This is a genomic window from Streptomyces paromomycinus (assembly GCF_003865155.1).
GTDB lineage: Bacteria > Actinomycetota > Actinomycetes > Streptomycetales > Streptomycetaceae > Streptomyces > Streptomyces chrestomyceticus.
Genome location: NZ_BHZD01000001.1, coordinates 5,553,384 through 5,570,452 on the forward strand (window position 1 = coordinate 5,553,384; position 17,069 = coordinate 5,570,452).

Genomic DNA, 17,069 nt, shown 5'->3' on the forward strand with positions numbered 1-17,069 from the left:
TTCGTGCGGTGATCTTCCATAGCGCGTTCTGCATCGCCGAGATCGTGCGCCAGTCGCAGGCCGAGTGGAGGGGCGCGCCCCAGAGGGCCTGGCACCGGTCTCGCCGTGCCTGACCGGGCACATCGGCACTTCGGCGAATGCTGCACCCATGAGCTCGGTGACGAGCCCGACGCGTACGACCCGTGCCTGGACGTCGACTTCACCCCTGCGTGCGGCGAAGAGCCGGCGACCGACGGGTTTTCACAGGCCGCGTGCGCCCGTTTCCCGAGTCGGCGTCCGGCAGATCCTCGCTCCACCTGGTCAGGCGTGACCTTCACGTCTCCGTGGGTTCCTGATCGTTGAGTTCTTGCTCCTGCGCCCAGGCGATCGCCCATTCGTCGAGTGGATGGAGGGCGTCACGGAGTGCGGTCCCCAGCCGGGTCAGCTCGTAGCCATCGGCAGAGGAGGCGATGATCCCGCTCGATGCGAGTTCGCGGAGCCGCTGGTAGAGGACGCTGGATGACAGCCCCTCGCACCGTGCCAGCAGCGCGCGGGCGCCGAGCGGACCCGCACGCAGCTCCCAGAGAATGCGCAGCGCCCACCGACGGCCGAACAGGTCCATCGCGGCCATGAGGGGGCGGCCGGTAGTCGATCCACGAACCGGTGTTCCTGGGCGCGGTGTCGGCATGACCCTCCTTGCGTTTCGTTATTCGAAACACTAGCATTCACCCAGCGTTTCTGATTTCGAAACGGACTCGCCGGGAGAGCCGATGCCACGGATGACCCTGCTGGAACCGCCGTACGCCGACCGGGGCGGCGCACTGCTCGCGCGCATGATGCCCGGGGGCGGCCCGCCGGTCGGGCCGTTCCGGATGTTCGCCGGGAACTTCCCGATGACCGGCGCCATACACGGGTGGGGCCGCTACGGGTCGGGCGGACGGCCGACGCCTCTGGTCGGAGGCCGTCATGCATAGGTCGTTGGTCCTGTATTCCGAGCCCGCCGACCCTGACCACTTCCGCGACTACTACGTCAACAAGCACCTCCCGCTGGTCATGAAGTGGCCCGGCCTGCTTGCGTGGCGCTACAGCTTCGACGTGGCGGCGATCGAGGGAGAAGCGCCGTACTTCGCGGTCTTCGAAGCCGACTTCGCCGACGCCGCCGCCATGCACGCGGCGCGGGCGTCGCCGCAGGGCCGGCGGGTGGCCGCCGATGTCGTCAACTACGCCACCGGCGGTTTGGTCGTCATCCACTATCCGGTGCGGGACGGCATCGGCTGAGGTGGGCCGGGCGCCGCGGGGCGCGTTCGTCGGCCAGGTGCGGCCAGGTGCGGCCAGGTGCGGCCAGGGTCGGTCGGGAAAGGGTTGGTTACAGTCACTCATTGAGTACTGCGGGCACCACAGATGCCGTGCCTTCGCACGGAGAGTCGCCTCGTTGTCCGGCCCTGGTGACAGGGCATCACTCGTCATGGAGCACGGCACAGCCTGCCAAGCGGCCGAAGGTGCCCCGGTAAAAGAGGAGCGGGCCGGGCCCGGTGGCTCCCGGGTCCGTGCCGAGGGCGGCGACCCGGCCCACGACGATGAGGTGGTCGCCGCCGGTGTGCACGGCCTGGACCGTGCAGTCGATCCAGGCCGGGACGCCCGCCAGGCGCGGTGAGCCGGTGACGGGGGCGGGCGCGTGGGAGACGCCCGCGAACTTGTCGGCGCCGCTGACCGCGAAGGCGCGGCACAGGCCCTCCTGGTCCGCGCTCAGGATGTTGACGCAGAAGACGCCCGCGCGGGCGATCCGGGGCCAGGTGGTGGACGTACGGGCCACCATGAACGTGACCAGCGGCGGGTCGAGGGAGAGCGACGCGAAGGACTGGCAGGCGAAGCCCGCGGGGGCGCTGCCCGTGTCGGAGGCCGGGGTGGTGACGATCGTGACGCCGCTGGCGAAGTGGCCGAGGGTGTCGCGGAATACCGCCGGGTCCAGTGGCGCGCGCTCGTCCTCCTGTACGGCCCTGAGGGCGGGGCGTGGTGGCGTGGTGGCGGCACGGTCCGTGGTCGGGTTCAAGGCAGGGCCCGTGGCTGGGGTCGTGGCCGGAATCCCGGCCGAGGTCGGTGCGCCGACCGACCGCAGATAGCGCACCGCGGTGGCTGCCATACCGGCGTGTCCCATCATGGCTCCATTGAACCTGACGGGTCGTCAGTTAGGAAGGCGCCGGACGGCGGGCCTTCCTGCCCGCGCTTGGCCCCGCCCCCTATCGCCCCCGGTACGTGGGCCGGCGGCGCTCCACGAACGACGCGACGCCCTCCCGCGCGTCCGCCGTCGTCATGTTGATCTCCTGGGCCGCCGCCTCGGCGGCGAGCGCCGCTCCTCGGTCGCCGTCCAGCGAGGCGTTGACCAACTGCTTCGTGAGGGCGAACGCCCTGGTCGGGCCGGTGGCCAGCCGTTCCGCCCAGTCCCGTGCGGCCTTCTCCAGACCGGCGTCCGGGACGACGCGGTTGACCAGTCCCATCCGTTCGGCGTCCGTGGCCGTCACGGCGTCGCCGAAGAACAGCAGCTCCTTCGCGCGCTGCGGCCCGACTAGCCGGGGCAGCAGGTACGCGCCGCCGCCGTCCGGTACGAGGCCGCGGCGCGCGAACACCTCGATGAACGTGGCGGACTCGGCCGCCACCACCAGGTCGCAGGCGAGGGCGAGGTGCGCGCCGAGCCCGGCGGCGGTGCCGTTGACGGCGGCGAGGACCGGTTTCTCGCAGTCCAGGACGGCGGTGACGAGGCGTTGGGCGCCGCGCCTGAGCATGCGGGCCACGTCGCCCGCGACGCGCTCGGACGGTGACGCGCCGCTGTCCGAGCCGTCGTTGTCCGGCCTGCCGTTGTCCGGTCCGTCGTTGTCCGGCCTGCCGCCGACCGGCCCGCCGCGCAGGTCGGCTCCCGCGCAGAAACCTTTGCCCGTGCCGGTGACGACGACGGCGCGCACGGCCGGGTCGGCGGAGGCGTCGGAGAGCAGCGCGATGACGCGTTCGCGCTGGTCCCAGGTGAGGGCGTTGAGGGCGGCGGGGCGGTTGAGGGTGATCCACAGCACGGCGTTGTCAGTGGTGTGGAGTATCAATGAATCAGCGGGACGGGCGGGTGGTGGAGCGGGTGCGGCATCCGCGGCATTGGCGGCAACGGCGGAATCAGGCGTAGGGCCGGAAGCGGAAGAAGGGCCGGATTCGGGAGAAGGACCGGGTGCGGTTCCGGGGGAATCGGGGGTGGGGGCCATGGCGAGGCGGCTCCAAGCAGTGTGGTCCGTGGCGCGGACGGTGACGTGGTCGGTGACGTGGCTGGTGACGCGGACGGTGGTGTGGTCGGCGGTCGGACGGGCTTTCCGGCCGGTCGCGCGGCCGGGCGTCCGGCCGATCACACGGCCGGTCATTCGGCCCATCGCGTGGCCGGTCATCCGGAAGACCCTGTGGCCGGTCGTCCGGCCGTTCGCGCGGTCAGTGGCAGACGGCGAGCGCGTCGAGCGCGACGGCGCCCTGTCCGCGCGGCAGCACCATCAGCGGGTTGATGTCCAGTTCGGAGAGTTCGCCGCTCAGGTCCAGCGCCATCCGCTGGACGCGCAGGACGACTTCGACGAGCGCGTCCACATCGGCCGGCGGCCCTCCCCGTACGCCGTCCAGCAGAGCGTGTCCGCGCAGTTCGCGGAGCATCGCGCGGGCCCGGTCCTCGCCGAAGGGCGGCACGCCGACGGCGGTGTCCCGCAGGACTTCGACGAGCACCCCGCCCAGTCCGACCGTCACGGTCGGCCCGAAGAGGCGGTCCGCGGTGACGCCCACGACCATCTCCACGCCCCGTTCGACCATCTGGCAGACGAGCACCCCGTCCAGCTCGATGCCTTCGTGACGGGCGATGTCGGCCAGCTCCCGGTAGGCGTCCCGGACCTGGCTGGCGGAGGTCAGCCCGGTCTTGACGAGCCCGAGTTCCGTCTTGTGCGCGAGCTGCGGCGCGGACGCCTTCATGACGACGGGATAGCCGACCAGGCTCGCGGCGCGCACGGCCGCCGCCGCGCTGGTGACGAGCTGTTCGCGCGGCACCCTGATCCCGTAGGCGCGCAGGAGCTGTTTCGCCGCGTGTTCGCTGAGCTGCTGACCTGGGCGCATCAGGTCCTGCGCCTTGCGCGCGGAGGGCGACGGGGTGCGCGGGGCGTCGTCGAAGGGGGAGCGGTAGCCGGCGGTGAAGCGGTGGTGGGCGAGGTGGGCGCGGACGGCCGTGACGCAGTTGGCGAAGGTGCGGAAGGTCGCCACGCGCCGGGAGCCGAGGAGGGTGTGCCGGTAGGCGTCCTCGGTGCCGACCGGCGAGCCCCAGACGACGCACACCAGCTTGTCCGTCTGTTCCGCCGCGTCCACGAGATCCTGTGCCAGCTTGTCGCTCATCGGCGGGAACGGGCCGGTGATCGGGCAGATCAGTACGCCGATCGACGGGTCGGCGAGGAGCGCGTCGATGATCATGCGGCCGCGCCAGTCGCCGACCGGGTGCCCGCCGCTGTCCACCGGGTTGGCGACGTTCAGATAATCCGGGATCCACTGGTGCAGCTCGTCCTGCTTCGCGCGGGACAGTGCGGGCAGCGTGAGCCCGGCGGCCGTCGCCAGGTCCGCGAAGTGGGCGCCGGTGCCCCCGGATATCGAATAGACGGCGACACCGTCGGCCGTCGGGGTACGGGCCCGGGCGAGCAGGGCCGCGGTGTCCTGCAACTCGTCCAGCCCGTCCACCCGGATCACCCCGAACTGCCGCATGGCCGCGTCCACCACCGCGTCGGCACCGGTCAGTTTCCCGGTGTGGGAGGCGGCCGTACGGGCCCCGGCCTCGGTGCGGCCGACCTTGACGGCGACGACCGGGACCTTGTTGCGGGCCGCCCGGTCGGCGGCGAGCAGGAAGCTGCGGCCGTCCTTGAACCCTTCGATGTACGCGGCGACGGCACCGACCTCGGGACGGGAGGCGAAGTAGGAGAGGAAGTCGGCGGTCTCCAGATCGGCCTCGTTGCCGGTCGGGGCCCAGTGCGAGAGGCGGATGCCCAGTTCCTGGAGGGAGAAGACGGGGCGGCCCTGGTGGCCTGACTGGGTGATCAGGGCGATGGCGGGGCCGTCCAGGTCCTCGCGGAACGACGCGAAGGCGTTGAGGTTGGTGTTCGGGCCGAGCAGCCGGATGCCGGTACGGGCCACGGCCTCGGCGAGCCGGTCCTGGGCGGCGGCACCGGACGCCCCGGTCTCGGCGAACCCGGAGGCGAAGGCGACCGCGAACCTGATCTTGGCGTCGGCCAGTTCCCCGATGACCGGTACGGGGTCGGCGACCAGCAGTACGGCGAGGTCGGCCTGCTCGGGCAGGTCGGAGACGGAGGTGAGGCAGGGGAGGCCGAAGACATGGTCGCGGCCCGGGTTGACCGGGTACAGGCGGGCGCCGACGCGTTCGGCCCACGCGATGAGCTGCCGGGTGATGCCGGTGTTCGGACGGCCCTCACTGTCGGAGGCGCCGACCACCGCCACCGCTCCGGGCCGGAAGAACCGGTCCAGGTCGGGGACGGGGGCGTACAGCGGGCGCCCGCTGACGTCCAGGTCGGGCCCTGCGGCGCCGGCGGGCGAGCCGTCGGCGTGCGGGCCGCCTGCGGGAGGCGCGGCCGTACCGTGCACGGTGTGCGGTGGGGTCGCCCCGCACGCCACTACGCGGGCCGGGCTGGAGTGAGTGGTGAGGCTGCCGTAGGTCGATCCAAGCATCGCTGACGCCCGCTCCCGTGTGACGAGTGCCGATTCAACTGACGCCCCGTCAGGTTAGGGCAACTGACGTTCAGTCAGGAATGGGTCGTGCGGCATGCGTATCGGGATGCCGCGTCTCGGTTTGCCGCGTCTCGGGTCGGGCTGGGTGTCGGTTTGGGTTGCGTCTCGGGTCGGGCTGCGTCTCGGGTCGGGCTGGGTGTCGGCCTGGGCTGCGCCTCGGGTCGGGTTGCGTCTCGGGTCGGGGCTCAGCGGAGGTCTGGGGCGGACGCGGGCGCGGGGGCCGGGCCCTGGTCTTGGTCTTGGTCCTGGTCTTGGTCCTGGTGGGCGCGGGCCTCGGCGATGGCGTGGGCGATGCGGCGGGCGTCGTGGGACAGTTCGCGGAACATGCCGCTGATCGGGTTGGTGTAGCCGGTGAAGTGGAGGCCCGGGCAGGACGGGAGGGTGCGGGGGCCGTGGACACGTGGGCGGCCGCGGGTGTCGAGGAGGCCGAGATGGCCGACGAGGCCGTCCAGGCCGCGCCGGTAGCCGGTGGCGGCGATGACGGCCTCCGGCTCGATCGCGTCTCCGTCCGCGAGCCGCACGACGCCGCCGTCGAAGGACGCCACGGCCCCCACCGGCCGTACCGCTCCGCGCTGTACGGCGTCGATCAGCCCCACGTCCTGGACGGGGATGGCCCCTTCCAGGACCCGGCTGTACAGCCCGGTGTCCGGCATCGGCAGGCCGTGCTCCGACAGGTCCGGTACGGAGAGGCGGCGCATCACCCGGGCCGCCCGGTCCACCGCGCGCGGCGGCAGACGGCGTACGAGGATGCCCGTCGCCTGGGCGGGCCAGCCCGCCGTCGAGCGGCGCACGATGTGCGGGGCGGTGCGGACCGCCAGCCGTACCCGGGCCGCGCCGCCTTCCGCCAGGTCGACGGCGATCTCGGCCCCGGTGTTCCCGGTGCCGACGACCAGGACGTCCTTGCCCGCGTACGGGGCGGCGTTGCGGTAGTCGCCGGCGTGCAGGAGGTCGCCCGGGTAGCTGTCGCGGCCGGGCCAGTCGGGGAGGTACGGGGTGTGGTTGTAGCCGGTGGCGATCACGACCGTACGGGCGGCCGGCGCGCGCCCGCCGTTCGCGTGGAGCACCCACCCGCCCTCCGCCGCGCGGTCCACGCGCCGCACTTCGACGCCCGTGGCGACTTCGAGGCGATGGTGCTCGGCGTACTGCTCCAGGTAGCGCACCACGTCGTCGCGCGCGACCCACCGCCCGTAGGCGCGCGGGATGGGCAGGCCCGGCAGGCCGGAGAGGCGACGGGTGGTGTGCAGTCGCAGACGGTCGTAGTGGCCCCGCCAGGAGGCGCCCACCGCGTCGGCCTTTTCGAGGACCACGGCGCGGATGCCGTAGGCGCCGAGCGCGGCGGCCACGGCGAGCCCGCCCGGCCCGCCTCCGACGACGTACACGGGCGGGACGACGGCGGACGCCCCACCGGAGACGGACGCCCCACCGGAGACGGCCGCCGCCGCGGGCACGGCGGTGCCGTCCGAGGGCGCGCGGGATGCGGAGGAAAGGGATGCGGCGGAACGGGGTGCGGAGGAGCTGGCGTGCGCTGCGTCGTCCGGCATGCCGGTGAGGGTAACCGCGTACGGCGCGCATGTCGCCGTACGAGGCGCTGCCCGTGCCCGCCCCCTTGCGCATCCCGGCCAACGTCAATTGAACTGACGTACCGTCAGGCAGCAGGCAGCAGGCAGCAGGCAGCAGGCAGCAGGCAGCAGGCAGCAGGCAGCAGGCAGCAGGAGACGGGCGCTGTGCGCCGCGCACCGACACGAAGCGGGTGGTCCGGAGTGAGACCCAAGGCGACATCCCCGTCCGAGCCCGGGGGCACGGCCGCGGCACCACCCGCCGCGCCCAGGTACGACCTGCCCGGCACCGACGCGTTCAGCCGCGTCTACTGGGACGCGGCCGCTCAGGGCCGCTTGCTGCTGCGCCGCTGCCGCGCCGACGGCTGCGGGGCGGCGCACCACTACCCGCGCGAGTTCTGCCCGCGTTGCTGGAGCGAAGACGTGGAGTGGGAGGAGGCGAGCGGCCGGGCCACGCTCTACACGTGGTCGGTGGTGCACCGTAACGACCTCCCGCCGTTCGGCGAGCGCGTGCCGTACGTGGCCGCGGTGGTGGACCTGGCCGAGGGCCCGCGGATGATGACGGAGGTCGTCGACTGCCCGGAGGCGGACCTGCGGATCGGCATGCCGCTCCGGGTGCGCTTCCGCACGGGTACGGGGGAGGGTACGGCCCCGGCCGTCCCCGTCTTCCGCCCCGTCTTCCGCCCCGCGTGAAGGCTTCGGCTCGCATCCGGGCGCGCGGCCGGTCACGACCGCCGCCCGCGGTACGGGATCAGACCGGCACGGCCACCCCGGCGCGCCGCAGGTGGTGCAGGGCCCGGCCCACGCACTCACCGGCGGTCCGCCCGGCCACCTGAACGCTGTGCTCCAGCGACAACGGGCCACCCGAGGCGAAGAACGTCCACGCGGGCCTGTGCTCGCGCACACGCTCCGCGTCGATCCTGATCAGGGCGTCGATGCCCTGTTCGCCCAGCCATTCGAGGATGAGCGGCACCACCTCTTCCACACCGCTGTCCGGGTCGAGCGTCGGCCACCGGTTCTTGCTCATTCGGCGCATCCTACTCAGTGCCCGGGCAGCGGCGTTTCCGTCGGGGCGGCCGGCTCGTCCACCGCGTTCCGGCGTTCGCGTTCCTTCTCCTCGTCGGTGTACGCGACGTGCGCCATCGTCATCCGGAGCAGGGGCGGGGCCATCAGCGAGGTGACGATGGCGACCAGGACGATGATCGTGTACATCTCCAGGCTGAGCACCCCGAGCCGCAGGCCGACCATGGCGACGATGACCTCGATGACGCCCCGGGCGTTCATTCCGGCACCGATGGCCAGTGACTCCCAGTGGTTCACGCGGCTCAGCCGGGCCCCCAGGTAGGCGCCCGCGAACTTGCCCGCGATCGCCACGGTCAGGACGACCAGGCCGGTCAGGGCGACCGTTCCGTCCGCCAGTGAGGTCAGGTCCATCCGCAGCCCGGCCATCGCGAAGAACAGCGGGGCGAGCACCGACATGACGACCGTACGCAACGGGGCGAGCCGGGTGGCGTCCAGCACTCCGCAACTGTTGATCAGGAGTCCGCAGACGAACGCGCCGAACACCGCCTCCAGCTTCATCGCCTGCGTACCCGCCGCGCTCAGCAGGACGAACACGGTCACGAGGGCGATCGCCGCCCCGCGCTCACGGGTGTGCACGGCCGCGCGCAGCGCACGCCGTACCAGGGGGCGCAGCAGGAACGCGGCGACGATCACGACGACCAGGCCGGCGAGGGAGAACGCGACGTCCCCGGCCCGTACGCCGGTGGTGGCCATGGCCGAGACCACGGAGAGCAGGATCCAGCCGACGATGTCGTCGATCATCGCCGCGCTGAGCGTCAACTGGCCGACGTCGCGGTGGATGAGCTTGAGTTCGATCAGGGTCTTGGCGATGACCGGGATCGCGCTGACCCCCATGGCCACGCCCATGAACAGCCCGAACGTGCTGCGCTCGGTACCTCCTGGCACCAGCGCCGCGGGCACCAGGAGGCCCGTGCACACGCCGAGGCCCAGCGGGACGACCAGCCCCGCGACGCTGATCCGGGCGGAGGTGCCGCCCCGCCGGCGCACCAGCTTCAGGTCCATGCTCAGCCCGGTCAGGCCGACGAGCAGGATGACGCCGAGCTGCCCGACCGCGTCCAGCAGGTGGAACCGGCCGGCCGACTGCGGGAGCAGCCAGCCGCTCAAGCCCGGTGCCACGTGTGCCAGTACGGACGGCCCCAGCAGCAGTCCCGCGCACAGCTCGCCGACGATGGCCGGCATCCCCAGGCGCAGCGCCAGCCTCCCGAGCAGGAAGGCGAGCGAGAGCAACAGCCCTACCTGGAGCAGGAAGAGGAACAGGTCGTGGCCCCCGAAGGGAACCACGGGAGCAGCCGAAACGGTCATGCGCACCTCCGCGCGTGCCCGAAGAAGGAAGGGAAGGGAAGGAAGGAAAGCAGGAAGGGAAGGAAGCGGAAGGAGGAAGGTAAGGAAGCGAAAGGAAGAAAGGAGGAAAGGGGGAAGTGCAGAAACGCGGGCGAGGCCGGTCAGTCGTGAACCGTGGAGTGGGCGTGCCGGCACTCGGCCCCGCCGGCACTCGGCCCCGCCGACCGCATGCTAGCGGCGGGATTCGGCCACACGTAAGGCTGGACAGGGCTGGACAGGGCTGGACGGTCCGGACGAGGAAGAAGGGGCCCCGCCTCCGCATGCCGGGCGGATATTCGCTGGCTGCCCGCACCCACCGCCCGCCATGCTGGCGCGCGTGCTGATCCGAGAAGCGAACGCGGCCGACTGGCCCGCCATCCGGCCGTTCTTCCACGCCATCGTCGCGGCGGGCGAAACGTACACCTACGCCCGTGACATGGACGAGGCGACCAGCCGTACGATGTGGATGCCGGCCCCGCCGGCCCGCACGGTCGTCGCCGTGGACGACGACGGTACGGTCCTGGGCACGGCCAAGATGCACGCCAACCACATGGGCGGCGCCGCACACATCGCCACCGCCTCCTTCATGGTCGACCCGGCACACGGCGGCCGTGGCGTGGGCCGCGCGCTCGGCGAGTACGCCGTCGAGTGGGCCCGCGCGACGGGCTTCCGGGCCATGCAGTTCAACGCGGTGGTCGAGACCAACACCCGTGCCGTCGCCCTCTGGAAGTCCCTCGGCTTCGCCGTCATGGCGACCCTCCCCGAGGGCTTCCGCCACCCCACCAAGGGCTACGTCGGCCTGCACATCATGTACCGGAGGCTCTGAGCCCTCAGCCGCCCACCACGACCACTTCGTACCGCTTCGCGGTGGGCGGCGTGCCCGTGTGCAGCTTGGCGTTGACCACGGCGAGTGTGTCCCCGAAGCGAGCGGCCGTGGACGGCGTCCGGAACAGCCCGGACCTGATCGTCTGCTTCACCGTCCCGCCGGTCAGGGAGGCGTTGAGGACAATGTGCCGCACCTCGTTCCGGAAGCCCTGCACGGCCCACAGCGTGCGCCCGTGCAGCACGATGCCGTCGACCCTCGGTACGGGCACCCCGGCGATCGCCGCACTGCGTCCGCTCACCGGATCGACGGTGTAGAGGGCGCCCTTGGTCGAGTGCGCGACGATCAGCGTCCGCCCGTCGTGCGTTGCCTGGATGCCGTTGAGGTTGAACGGGCCCTTGATCTCGGCGGCCGGGCCGGTGACGCGGAGGGTGGTGAAGCGGCCGGGTGTTCCGTGCCGGTCGACGGGTACGAAGTGGAGCCGGGCCCGCAGGGAGTCGGTGAACCACGCGCCGTGGCGGGTCAGGGCCACGTCGTTGACGAACGTCGAGCCCGCGGGCCCGAACCGGTAGCTCGCCACCGTGCGCCTGGTCCCGAGGTCGTAGACGTACGCCTGCCCGGTCCGGCCACCGCCGACGAACAGCAGGTCATGGCGGGGGTGCGCCGCCATCCCGAGGGCGTGGCGGCCGCGTGGCGCGTCGATGAAGCGGGCGGCGGTGCCCGCCTCGGTGTCGCCCCGGTAGATGTCCCCGCCGAAGTAGTCGCCCGCGTAGAAGGTGGAGCCGCGTCCGGCGGCGATGCCTTCGGCCGAGGTGGCGCCCGGCAGCTCGATCACCATGCCCGACGCCGCCGCCTTTCCTGCTTTCCCCGCCGTGCCCGCCGTGCCCGCCGCCCCCGCCGCCCCCGTCGTCTCCGCCGCCCCTGTCGTCCCCGCCGTCCGCATTGGTGCCGCCGGAGCCGTCGGCAGGGTCACGGCAGCGAGCACGACCAGGAGCAGCAGCCCTCTCCGCACCGGACTCCCGCTCGTTCTACGACGCATCGGCCGCCTCCACCTCAGGCGGGCCCGGCCGGTTCCGAACAGCCCGCTCCCCTCTCCGGCACCGTAACGGCGTGCCGCAGGCAGCGCCGCCCTCGTTGGCCCGAATGCCGTAGGGGCAGTCGGATGTGGGTGGGAGGAGTTCGACTCGGCCATGGAGGCCGCCAAGGGGAGATCATCCGCTGCTGGAAGGCCGCGACGGCACCGGCGCAGGGGACTGCGGGCCCGGCCGCCTAGGGCCAGAGGAGTTCGCGGACCCAGCCCCCGCCCTCCCGGCGGTAGTTGATACGTACGTGCCGTCGGCGGGCGTCGCCCTGGAAGAACTCCACCTCGTCGGGGCGCAGGACGTACAGGGTCCAGCTGGGTACAGGAGCGGTCGGCTCCTCCTGGGCGCGGGCCCAGGCGGCTTCCGAGGCGCGTTCCAGGTCCGCGTACGAGGCGAGGACTTCACTCTGGTGGCCGACCAGGGCGGCGGCCAGGGCGCCCGTCGAACGGCGGTGGAGGTCGGCCGCGCTCTCCTCCGGGCCCGCCTCGGTGACCCGGCCCCGTACGCGCACCTGGCGGCCGAGGCCCGCCCAGTAGAAGCCGAGGGCGGCGCGCGGACGGTCGGCGAGTTCGCGGCCCTTGCGGCTGCCACGGTGGGTGGCGAAGTGCCAGCCGAGCGCGTCGGCGTCGTGCAGCATCAGGGTGCGGACGTTCGGGTCGCCGGACGCGTCCGCCGTCGCGAGCGTCATGGTGTGCGGCTCGGGCACGCCCGCCTCCGCCGCCTCCCGCAGCCACTCCCGGAAGAGCGGCAGCGGGTCGGCCGGGGCGTGCGCCGGGTCGGGGTCGATGCCGGGCAGCTCGCAGTCCCAGACGCGCAGTGAGCGCAGGAGCGCGTGGAAGCGCTCGTCGGAGTCCGCGCCGATGCCGGAGTCGGTGTCGGCGCCGATGCCGGAGTCGGTGTCCGCGCCGATGCCGGAGTCGGCGCCGGTGCCGGCGCCGGTACCGCCGGATTCTGCGCCCGCGCCCGTATCCGTACCCGTATCCGTGTGCGGGGGCGTGTTTCCTGCCGGGTGTTCGACCATGGCCGGCAGCCTAGTCCGCTGATCTACAGGGCGGCGGACCAGGCAGCACCTGCCGTGTCCCGGCCTGGCTGTAGTGACCTAGCGGCGGATGACCGAGCGGATCCAGGCGAGTTGCTGGGAGACCTCTCCGGCCTGGGCGACCGTCTCCCGGTCCGAGCCGTTGAAGACGCCGAGGAGCGTTTCGGTGCCGTGCGCCCCGATGCTCATCACCGGGCCGCCGGAGTCGCCGCCGGCCGGAATCCCGGTCACCTTCTCCATGCAGAAGTCAGGGCCGCCCGGTGCCGTGTAGCCCTTGCACCGGCGGTCGTCCGGCCGTACGACCCGCAGGTCGGACTGCTTGAGTACGGGGGACTGGCAGGCGTTCTCGTCGTCGGTGCAGGTGGCGCCCCACCCGTACTGCCGCACGGTCTGGCCGACGCGGACGCCGGCCGTGGCCAGGCGCGCCGTGGGGATGTTCATCTTCGGGACCTTGACGAGCATCATGTCGGCGGTGCTGCCCACCCGCTTGCCGGGCAGCGGCCGGACCGTGGTGCCCTTGCGCATGTCGAGGTTGCCGACCCGGAAGGAGATGCGCTTGTCGGCGACCGGCTGCGCCTGCTCGTAGAAGCAGTGCGAGGCGGTGAGTATCCACTGGGGGGCGACGGCCGTCCCGGTACACGCCGGTTTGCCGTCGACGAGCATGCGTACCGCCCACGGGCCGTACGTGCTCTTCGCCCCGCCGATGACGGCGGAGGCCGGCGCGGACCAGATCACCGAACCTGTCAGCAGCAGTGCGGCTGTCAGCAGCAGCACCCGAACTCGACGCACCATCCGAACAACTCCTCCACCTGACGGGGCCTTTACGGGTGGAGAGATGTCCCGCAGGGGAAAAAGGTTCCGGCTTACGCCGATGTGGGAGCCGGGGCCGGGTTCGGGTCCGGGCGGCGGGTGTTGTACGTCTTGAGGGTGATCGCGTGGGCACCGCGCTGCACGTCCTCGGCGAGCTTCTTCGCCACGTAGTTCTTCCACGGCATGTGGGGCAGCATCCGCAGCATCACGTGCCGGAAGCGGATGGCGGCCCGGGTGGCGGGCAGCATCTGGGGCACGAACTTCTCCGCCATCCGCTGGTTCGCCGCGACGTACGGCCGCATCTCCGCCTCGTAGCGCGCGAAGGCCGTACGGGGGTCGGCCGTACGCGGATCGGCCGTACGCGGATCGCCGCCCGCCGCCAGCTCTCCGGCCAGTACGTAGGCGCCGACCAGCGCCATCCCCGTCCCCTGCCCCGACGCGGGCGACGCGCAGTACGCGGCGTCACCCAGCAGCACCACGCGCCCGCGCGACCAGCGGTCCATTTCGATCACGTCGAGCCCGTCGAAGTAGAAGTCGGCGGCTGTGCGGGAGGCTTCGAGAAGGCGCGGTACCTGCCAGCCGACGCTCGCGAAGGCGTTCGCCAGCAACGCGCGTTGACCGTCCGTGTCGCGGTGGTCGTAGTCCAGCCGGGGCGAACGGAAGGAAAGCCACGCCTTGGCGCCACTGGAGCCACTGGTGCCGCTGTCACCGGACGCGCTGTACGTGCAGACGAGCCGGCCGGGCGTGAGGTGGTACACCTCCTCGCCCGTGGCCGCCAGGTCGTCGGGCACGCTGAAGGCCGCGATGTACGCGCCGATGTGCCGCAGGTAGCGGGACTCGTGGCCGAAGGCGAGGCGGCGGACGGTGGAGTGCAGGCCGTCCGCGCCGACGACGAGGTCGAAACGGCGCGGCGCGGACCGTTCGAAGGTGACGTCCACCCCCGCGCCGTCGTCGGTGAGTGAGCTGATCGAGTCGCCGAAGACGTACTCCACGTCGGCGCGCGTGCGGTCGTAGAGGATCTGGGTCAGGTCGCCGCGCATGATCTCGTCGTCGCCGTCCACACGGGCGCCGAAGATGTCGGCGGGCAGCGTGGCCACCCGCCGCCCGTCGTCGTTCACGTACGTGCCGGTCCGCATGTCCGTACTGGCGCGCCGGACGTCCGGCAGTACGCCCATCAGGTCCGCGACCTCGATCGCGACGCCGCGCAGGTCGACCTTGTAGCCGCCGGTACGGAGTCCGGGCGCGCGCTCGACCACGGTGACGGCGTAGCCGTAGCGGTGCAGCCAGTACGCGAGGGCGGGGCCGCCGATGCCGGCGCCGGAGATGAGGGCGTGGGGACGGGTCGTTGAGGTCATGGCGCGACTATACGGCTGTATTAGACGCTCGTCTATGACAAACGTATAGATCGGCCGTCGATCACGGTGCGTGCAGGGCCTGATCCAGCCTGCGGCCTCGGCTGTCGGCCACGCGCACGGCGTCGCTCAGCGACTCGGTGAGCCGGTTGGTGATGAAGAGGAGTTCGGTGTGGGCGGGGGGCTCGGGCTGGTTGAGGGTCGCGCGCGAGTGGTCCAAGAGCTGGATTGCCGTGGACAGTTGCAGCTCTTCGAGCCCGTCGGCCAGGTCGGACACGGGGCCGGTCCCGTCGCCGATCACGTAGCAGGGCTTGCCGTCCTGGCCGGCCCAGGGGAGGAGGCGTGGCTCTTGGGGGTGGTCTTCGGTCGTCATGGCTTCAATGGTCGGCTCGTGTGCGTAGCGTCACCAGAGAAGAAGGGTCCACAAGGCTGGTTGTAGGGAGGAGTTGGTCATCGTGGCCGTTTGGATGGAGCCGTCACCGGCGCGGGAGCACGTCGGAGGGCTCATCAAGCATTTCCGTAAGCGCGCAGGCATGACGCAGAAGCGGCTGGCCTACGAGACGCACGTCTCCGAGTCGTTGGAGGGGGCGTACGAGCGAGGAGAGCGCATTCCGAGTGCAGGGTTCCTGATCGACGCGGACCGACATATGACGGCCGGCGGAGTGCTGGAGACGTGCGTGCGGCTGATGGAGCAGGAATCCAGCCGTGCGCAGTACCTGGAGTGGCGGCTGCTGGAAGCTGAGGCGCTGAGCCTCAGCGGGTACGTAGACACGGTGCTGCCTGGGTTGCTCCAGGCGCCCGACTACATGCGCGCGCTGTTCCGGTCACGGGTACCGGCCTTCAGCGATGACGAGGTCGAACGCTTGATGCGTAGGAGGCTGGACAGGCAGCCCGTGCTTCTCCGAGACCCTGCCCCTACCGTGAGTTTCGTGGTCGAGCAGGCGGCGTTGGAACGGCCGCTCGGAGGACAGCAAGTCCTCAAAGAGGCTTTGCTGCACGTCCTGGAGACCCTCCGCGCCCTGAACCACGTCACGCTACAAGTGATGCCCACGAAGGTGGAGACGCACTCTGGGCTCGAAGGTTCACTGCAGTTGCTGTCCTCCCCCGACGGGCGGAGGAGCGTCTACTTCGACTTGGAGGGGAAGGGTAAGTTGCTCACCAGGCCGGTCGAGTCCGTTCAGTACGTTGAGCAGTACGGTGCCATCCGTGCCCAGGCGCTCTCACCGGCGAAGTCCCTGGCCCTGATCGAAAGACTGGCAGGTGAATGATGAACGTCGCACTGGCCTGGCGTAAGTCCAGCTACAGCAGCGAACAGTCCGCCGACACCAACTGTGTCGAAGTCGCCACCACCCCCACCACCATCCACATACGCGACTCCAAGAACATCACCGGCCCGGCCCTCTCCGTACCCCCCGCCTCCTGGGCCGACTTCCTCCGCCTCATCTCGTAGGGCGGGACGCGTCGTACTCGATGACGCGCTCGTTCATGGCCTGTAGGTGGTCGTCCCAGGAGTAGACCCGCCGTAGGCTGTAGCCGCCCGGGCCGGCCGGTTCGCGGATGATCACGTCGTGGCCCGAGAGCTGAACGGACAGGGGTGTCACTCCGGCGTCCATGATCTGGGTGACCACCCCGTCCTTCACCATGAAGCCCCACAGGAACAGAAACGTTTTCCCGGACTCGATGCCCAGCAGCAGTTCGTCCTTGCCGTCCCCGGTCAGGTCCCGGTACTGCGGCGTCAGTACCGGACACGGCTTCCGCCCGGCGGCCCGGCACGCCTGGATCTTCTCCCTGGTGCCGTCCTCGTCGAGATTGCCGCTCATGGCTGCCACCCGGGCCTGGGCGACGGCGAGCGCCGACACCCGGTGGATGTCACCGGACGGCACGTGCGGAGCGCCGCGCAACGGTTCCGGGCGCTCGGCGGAGTTCGGCTCGTACGTCTGCTGCGGCGCGGGCGTACGGCCAGGCCACAGCAGCGCGGGCGCCGACGCCCCGGCCGTACGCCCCGCACTCTTCGGCTCGCCCGTCCCGTCGCACCCGCTGACCAGCGCGCACATGACGGTCAGGGCGAGCGTCACGGCCGGCAGGGAACGGAGCATCGGTACGTCATTTCCGGTCGGGCCTGAAGGGCGACGGCGGGCGGGGGCCACACCGCACATGATGTTGGCTGGCCTTTGTTGCGGCAATTCGGCGACGGCGTTACGGCAGGCCGTAGACGGAGATGCAGTGGTGTTACGG

At 71.6% G+C, this 17,069-nt stretch carries 18 protein-coding genes; 5 read left to right on the forward strand and 13 right to left on the reverse strand.

Annotation, left to right across the window (positions count from 1 at the left end):
- Nucleotides 1-313: 313 nt before the first annotated feature.
- Nucleotides 314-610 carry a winged helix-turn-helix transcriptional regulator gene (locus tag OEIGOIKO_RS23705; RefSeq protein ID WP_125055705.1) on the reverse strand — a complete coding sequence of 99 codons (297 nt, stop codon included), beginning with the start codon at nucleotides 608-610 and terminating at the stop codon, nucleotides 314-316.
- Between the two features lie 335 nt (nucleotides 611-945).
- Here OEIGOIKO_RS23705 and OEIGOIKO_RS23715 point away from each other — a divergent pair, with 335 nt between their 5' ends.
- Complete coding sequence (locus OEIGOIKO_RS23715) at nucleotides 946-1,257, forward strand: EthD family reductase (protein WP_125055706.1); 312 nt, start codon at nucleotides 946-948, stop codon at nucleotides 1,255-1,257.
- 178 nt (nucleotides 1,258-1,435) lie between these two features.
- Here the strand turns inward: OEIGOIKO_RS23715 and OEIGOIKO_RS23720 are convergent, their stop codons facing one another.
- From OEIGOIKO_RS23720 to OEIGOIKO_RS23735, 4 genes are all read right to left on the reverse strand, one after another.
- On the reverse strand, nucleotides 1,436-2,119 hold the full coding sequence (locus tag OEIGOIKO_RS23720) for a flavin reductase family protein (protein WP_125058888.1): 684 nt from the start codon (nucleotides 2,117-2,119) through the stop codon (nucleotides 1,436-1,438).
- Nucleotides 2,120-2,216: 97 nt separating this feature from the next.
- Nucleotides 2,217-3,068 carry an enoyl-CoA hydratase/isomerase family protein gene (locus tag OEIGOIKO_RS23725; RefSeq protein WP_371858959.1) on the reverse strand — a complete coding sequence of 284 codons (852 nt, stop codon included), beginning with the start codon at nucleotides 3,066-3,068 and terminating at the stop codon, nucleotides 2,217-2,219.
- Nucleotides 3,069-3,438: 370 nt separating this feature from the next.
- The gene (locus OEIGOIKO_RS23730; protein WP_125055707.1) at nucleotides 3,439-5,709 is read right to left on the reverse strand and encodes an acetate--CoA ligase family protein; all 2,271 of its coding nucleotides are present in this window, start codon (nucleotides 5,707-5,709) and stop codon (nucleotides 3,439-3,441) included.
- Between the two features lie 245 nt (nucleotides 5,710-5,954).
- Nucleotides 5,955-7,310, reverse strand: coding sequence for a flavin-containing monooxygenase (locus tag OEIGOIKO_RS23735; RefSeq protein ID WP_125055708.1), 1,356 nt, complete (start codon nucleotides 7,308-7,310; stop codon nucleotides 5,955-5,957).
- A gap of 219 nt (nucleotides 7,311-7,529) precedes the next feature.
- On the opposite strand from OEIGOIKO_RS23735, the gene OEIGOIKO_RS23740 reads away from it, so the two are divergent.
- Nucleotides 7,530-8,018, forward strand: coding sequence for a Zn-ribbon domain-containing OB-fold protein (locus tag OEIGOIKO_RS23740; RefSeq protein WP_125055709.1), 489 nt, complete (start codon nucleotides 7,530-7,532; stop codon nucleotides 8,016-8,018).
- Nucleotides 8,019-8,076: 58 nt separating this feature from the next.
- On the opposite strand, the gene OEIGOIKO_RS23745 is transcribed toward OEIGOIKO_RS23740, so the two are convergent.
- Both OEIGOIKO_RS23745 and OEIGOIKO_RS23750 read right to left on the reverse strand, forming a co-directional pair.
- On the reverse strand, nucleotides 8,077-8,352 hold the full coding sequence (locus OEIGOIKO_RS23745) for a hypothetical protein (RefSeq protein WP_125055710.1): 276 nt from the start codon (nucleotides 8,350-8,352) through the stop codon (nucleotides 8,077-8,079).
- Nucleotides 8,353-8,366: 14 nt separating this feature from the next.
- A complete protein-coding gene (locus tag OEIGOIKO_RS23750; protein ID WP_125055711.1) occupies nucleotides 8,367-9,710 on the reverse strand; it encodes a cation:proton antiporter in 1,344 nt (447 codons plus the stop codon).
- Nucleotides 9,711-10,053: 343 nt separating this feature from the next.
- On the opposite strand from OEIGOIKO_RS23750, the gene OEIGOIKO_RS23755 reads away from it, so the two are divergent.
- The gene (locus tag OEIGOIKO_RS23755) at nucleotides 10,054-10,554 is read left to right on the forward strand and encodes a GNAT family N-acetyltransferase (RefSeq protein WP_125055712.1); all 501 of its coding nucleotides are present in this window, start codon (nucleotides 10,054-10,056) and stop codon (nucleotides 10,552-10,554) included.
- Nucleotides 10,555-10,558: 4 nt separating this feature from the next.
- Here OEIGOIKO_RS23755 and OEIGOIKO_RS23760 read toward each other — a convergent pair whose 3' ends face one another.
- The 5 genes from OEIGOIKO_RS23760 to OEIGOIKO_RS23780 form a co-directional block, all read right to left on the reverse strand.
- Nucleotides 10,559-11,590 carry an SMP-30/gluconolactonase/LRE family protein gene (locus OEIGOIKO_RS23760; RefSeq protein WP_218040006.1) on the reverse strand — a complete coding sequence of 344 codons (1,032 nt, stop codon included), beginning with the start codon at nucleotides 11,588-11,590 and terminating at the stop codon, nucleotides 10,559-10,561.
- Between the two features lie 230 nt (nucleotides 11,591-11,820).
- Nucleotides 11,821-12,654, reverse strand: a complete 834-nt coding sequence (locus OEIGOIKO_RS23765) for a pyridoxine/pyridoxamine 5'-phosphate oxidase (RefSeq protein WP_246177500.1) — start codon at nucleotides 12,652-12,654, stop codon at nucleotides 11,821-11,823.
- Between the two features lie 78 nt (nucleotides 12,655-12,732).
- A complete protein-coding gene (locus OEIGOIKO_RS23770) occupies nucleotides 12,733-13,464 on the reverse strand; it encodes a S1 family peptidase (RefSeq protein ID WP_125055713.1) in 732 nt (243 codons plus the stop codon).
- A gap of 71 nt (nucleotides 13,465-13,535) precedes the next feature.
- The gene (locus tag OEIGOIKO_RS23775) at nucleotides 13,536-14,837 is read right to left on the reverse strand and encodes an FAD-dependent monooxygenase (protein ID WP_125055714.1); all 1,302 of its coding nucleotides are present in this window, start codon (nucleotides 14,835-14,837) and stop codon (nucleotides 13,536-13,538) included.
- A 61-nt stretch (nucleotides 14,838-14,898) separates the two neighbouring features.
- Nucleotides 14,899-15,207, reverse strand: a complete 309-nt coding sequence (locus tag OEIGOIKO_RS23780) for a hypothetical protein (RefSeq protein ID WP_125055715.1) — start codon at nucleotides 15,205-15,207, stop codon at nucleotides 14,899-14,901.
- Nucleotides 15,208-15,301: 94 nt separating this feature from the next.
- Between OEIGOIKO_RS23780 and OEIGOIKO_RS23785 the strand changes: the two genes are divergently transcribed.
- Nucleotides 15,302-16,102 (forward strand): helix-turn-helix domain-containing protein, encoded by an 801-nt coding sequence (locus tag OEIGOIKO_RS23785; RefSeq protein ID WP_281288435.1) that lies wholly within the window; start codon nucleotides 15,302-15,304, stop codon nucleotides 16,100-16,102.
- Entirely contained in the window at nucleotides 16,099-16,284 is a 186-nt protein-coding gene (locus OEIGOIKO_RS23790; protein WP_307721241.1) for a DUF397 domain-containing protein, read from the forward strand. The genes OEIGOIKO_RS23785 and OEIGOIKO_RS23790 overlap by 4 nt, the downstream gene beginning before the upstream one ends.
- On the opposite strand, the gene OEIGOIKO_RS23795 is transcribed toward OEIGOIKO_RS23790, so the two are convergent.
- Nucleotides 16,274-16,930, reverse strand: coding sequence for a hypothetical protein (locus OEIGOIKO_RS23795; protein ID WP_125055717.1), 657 nt, complete (start codon nucleotides 16,928-16,930; stop codon nucleotides 16,274-16,276). The genes OEIGOIKO_RS23790 and OEIGOIKO_RS23795 overlap by 11 nt on opposite strands.
- Nucleotides 16,931-17,069: the final 139 nt, after the last annotated feature.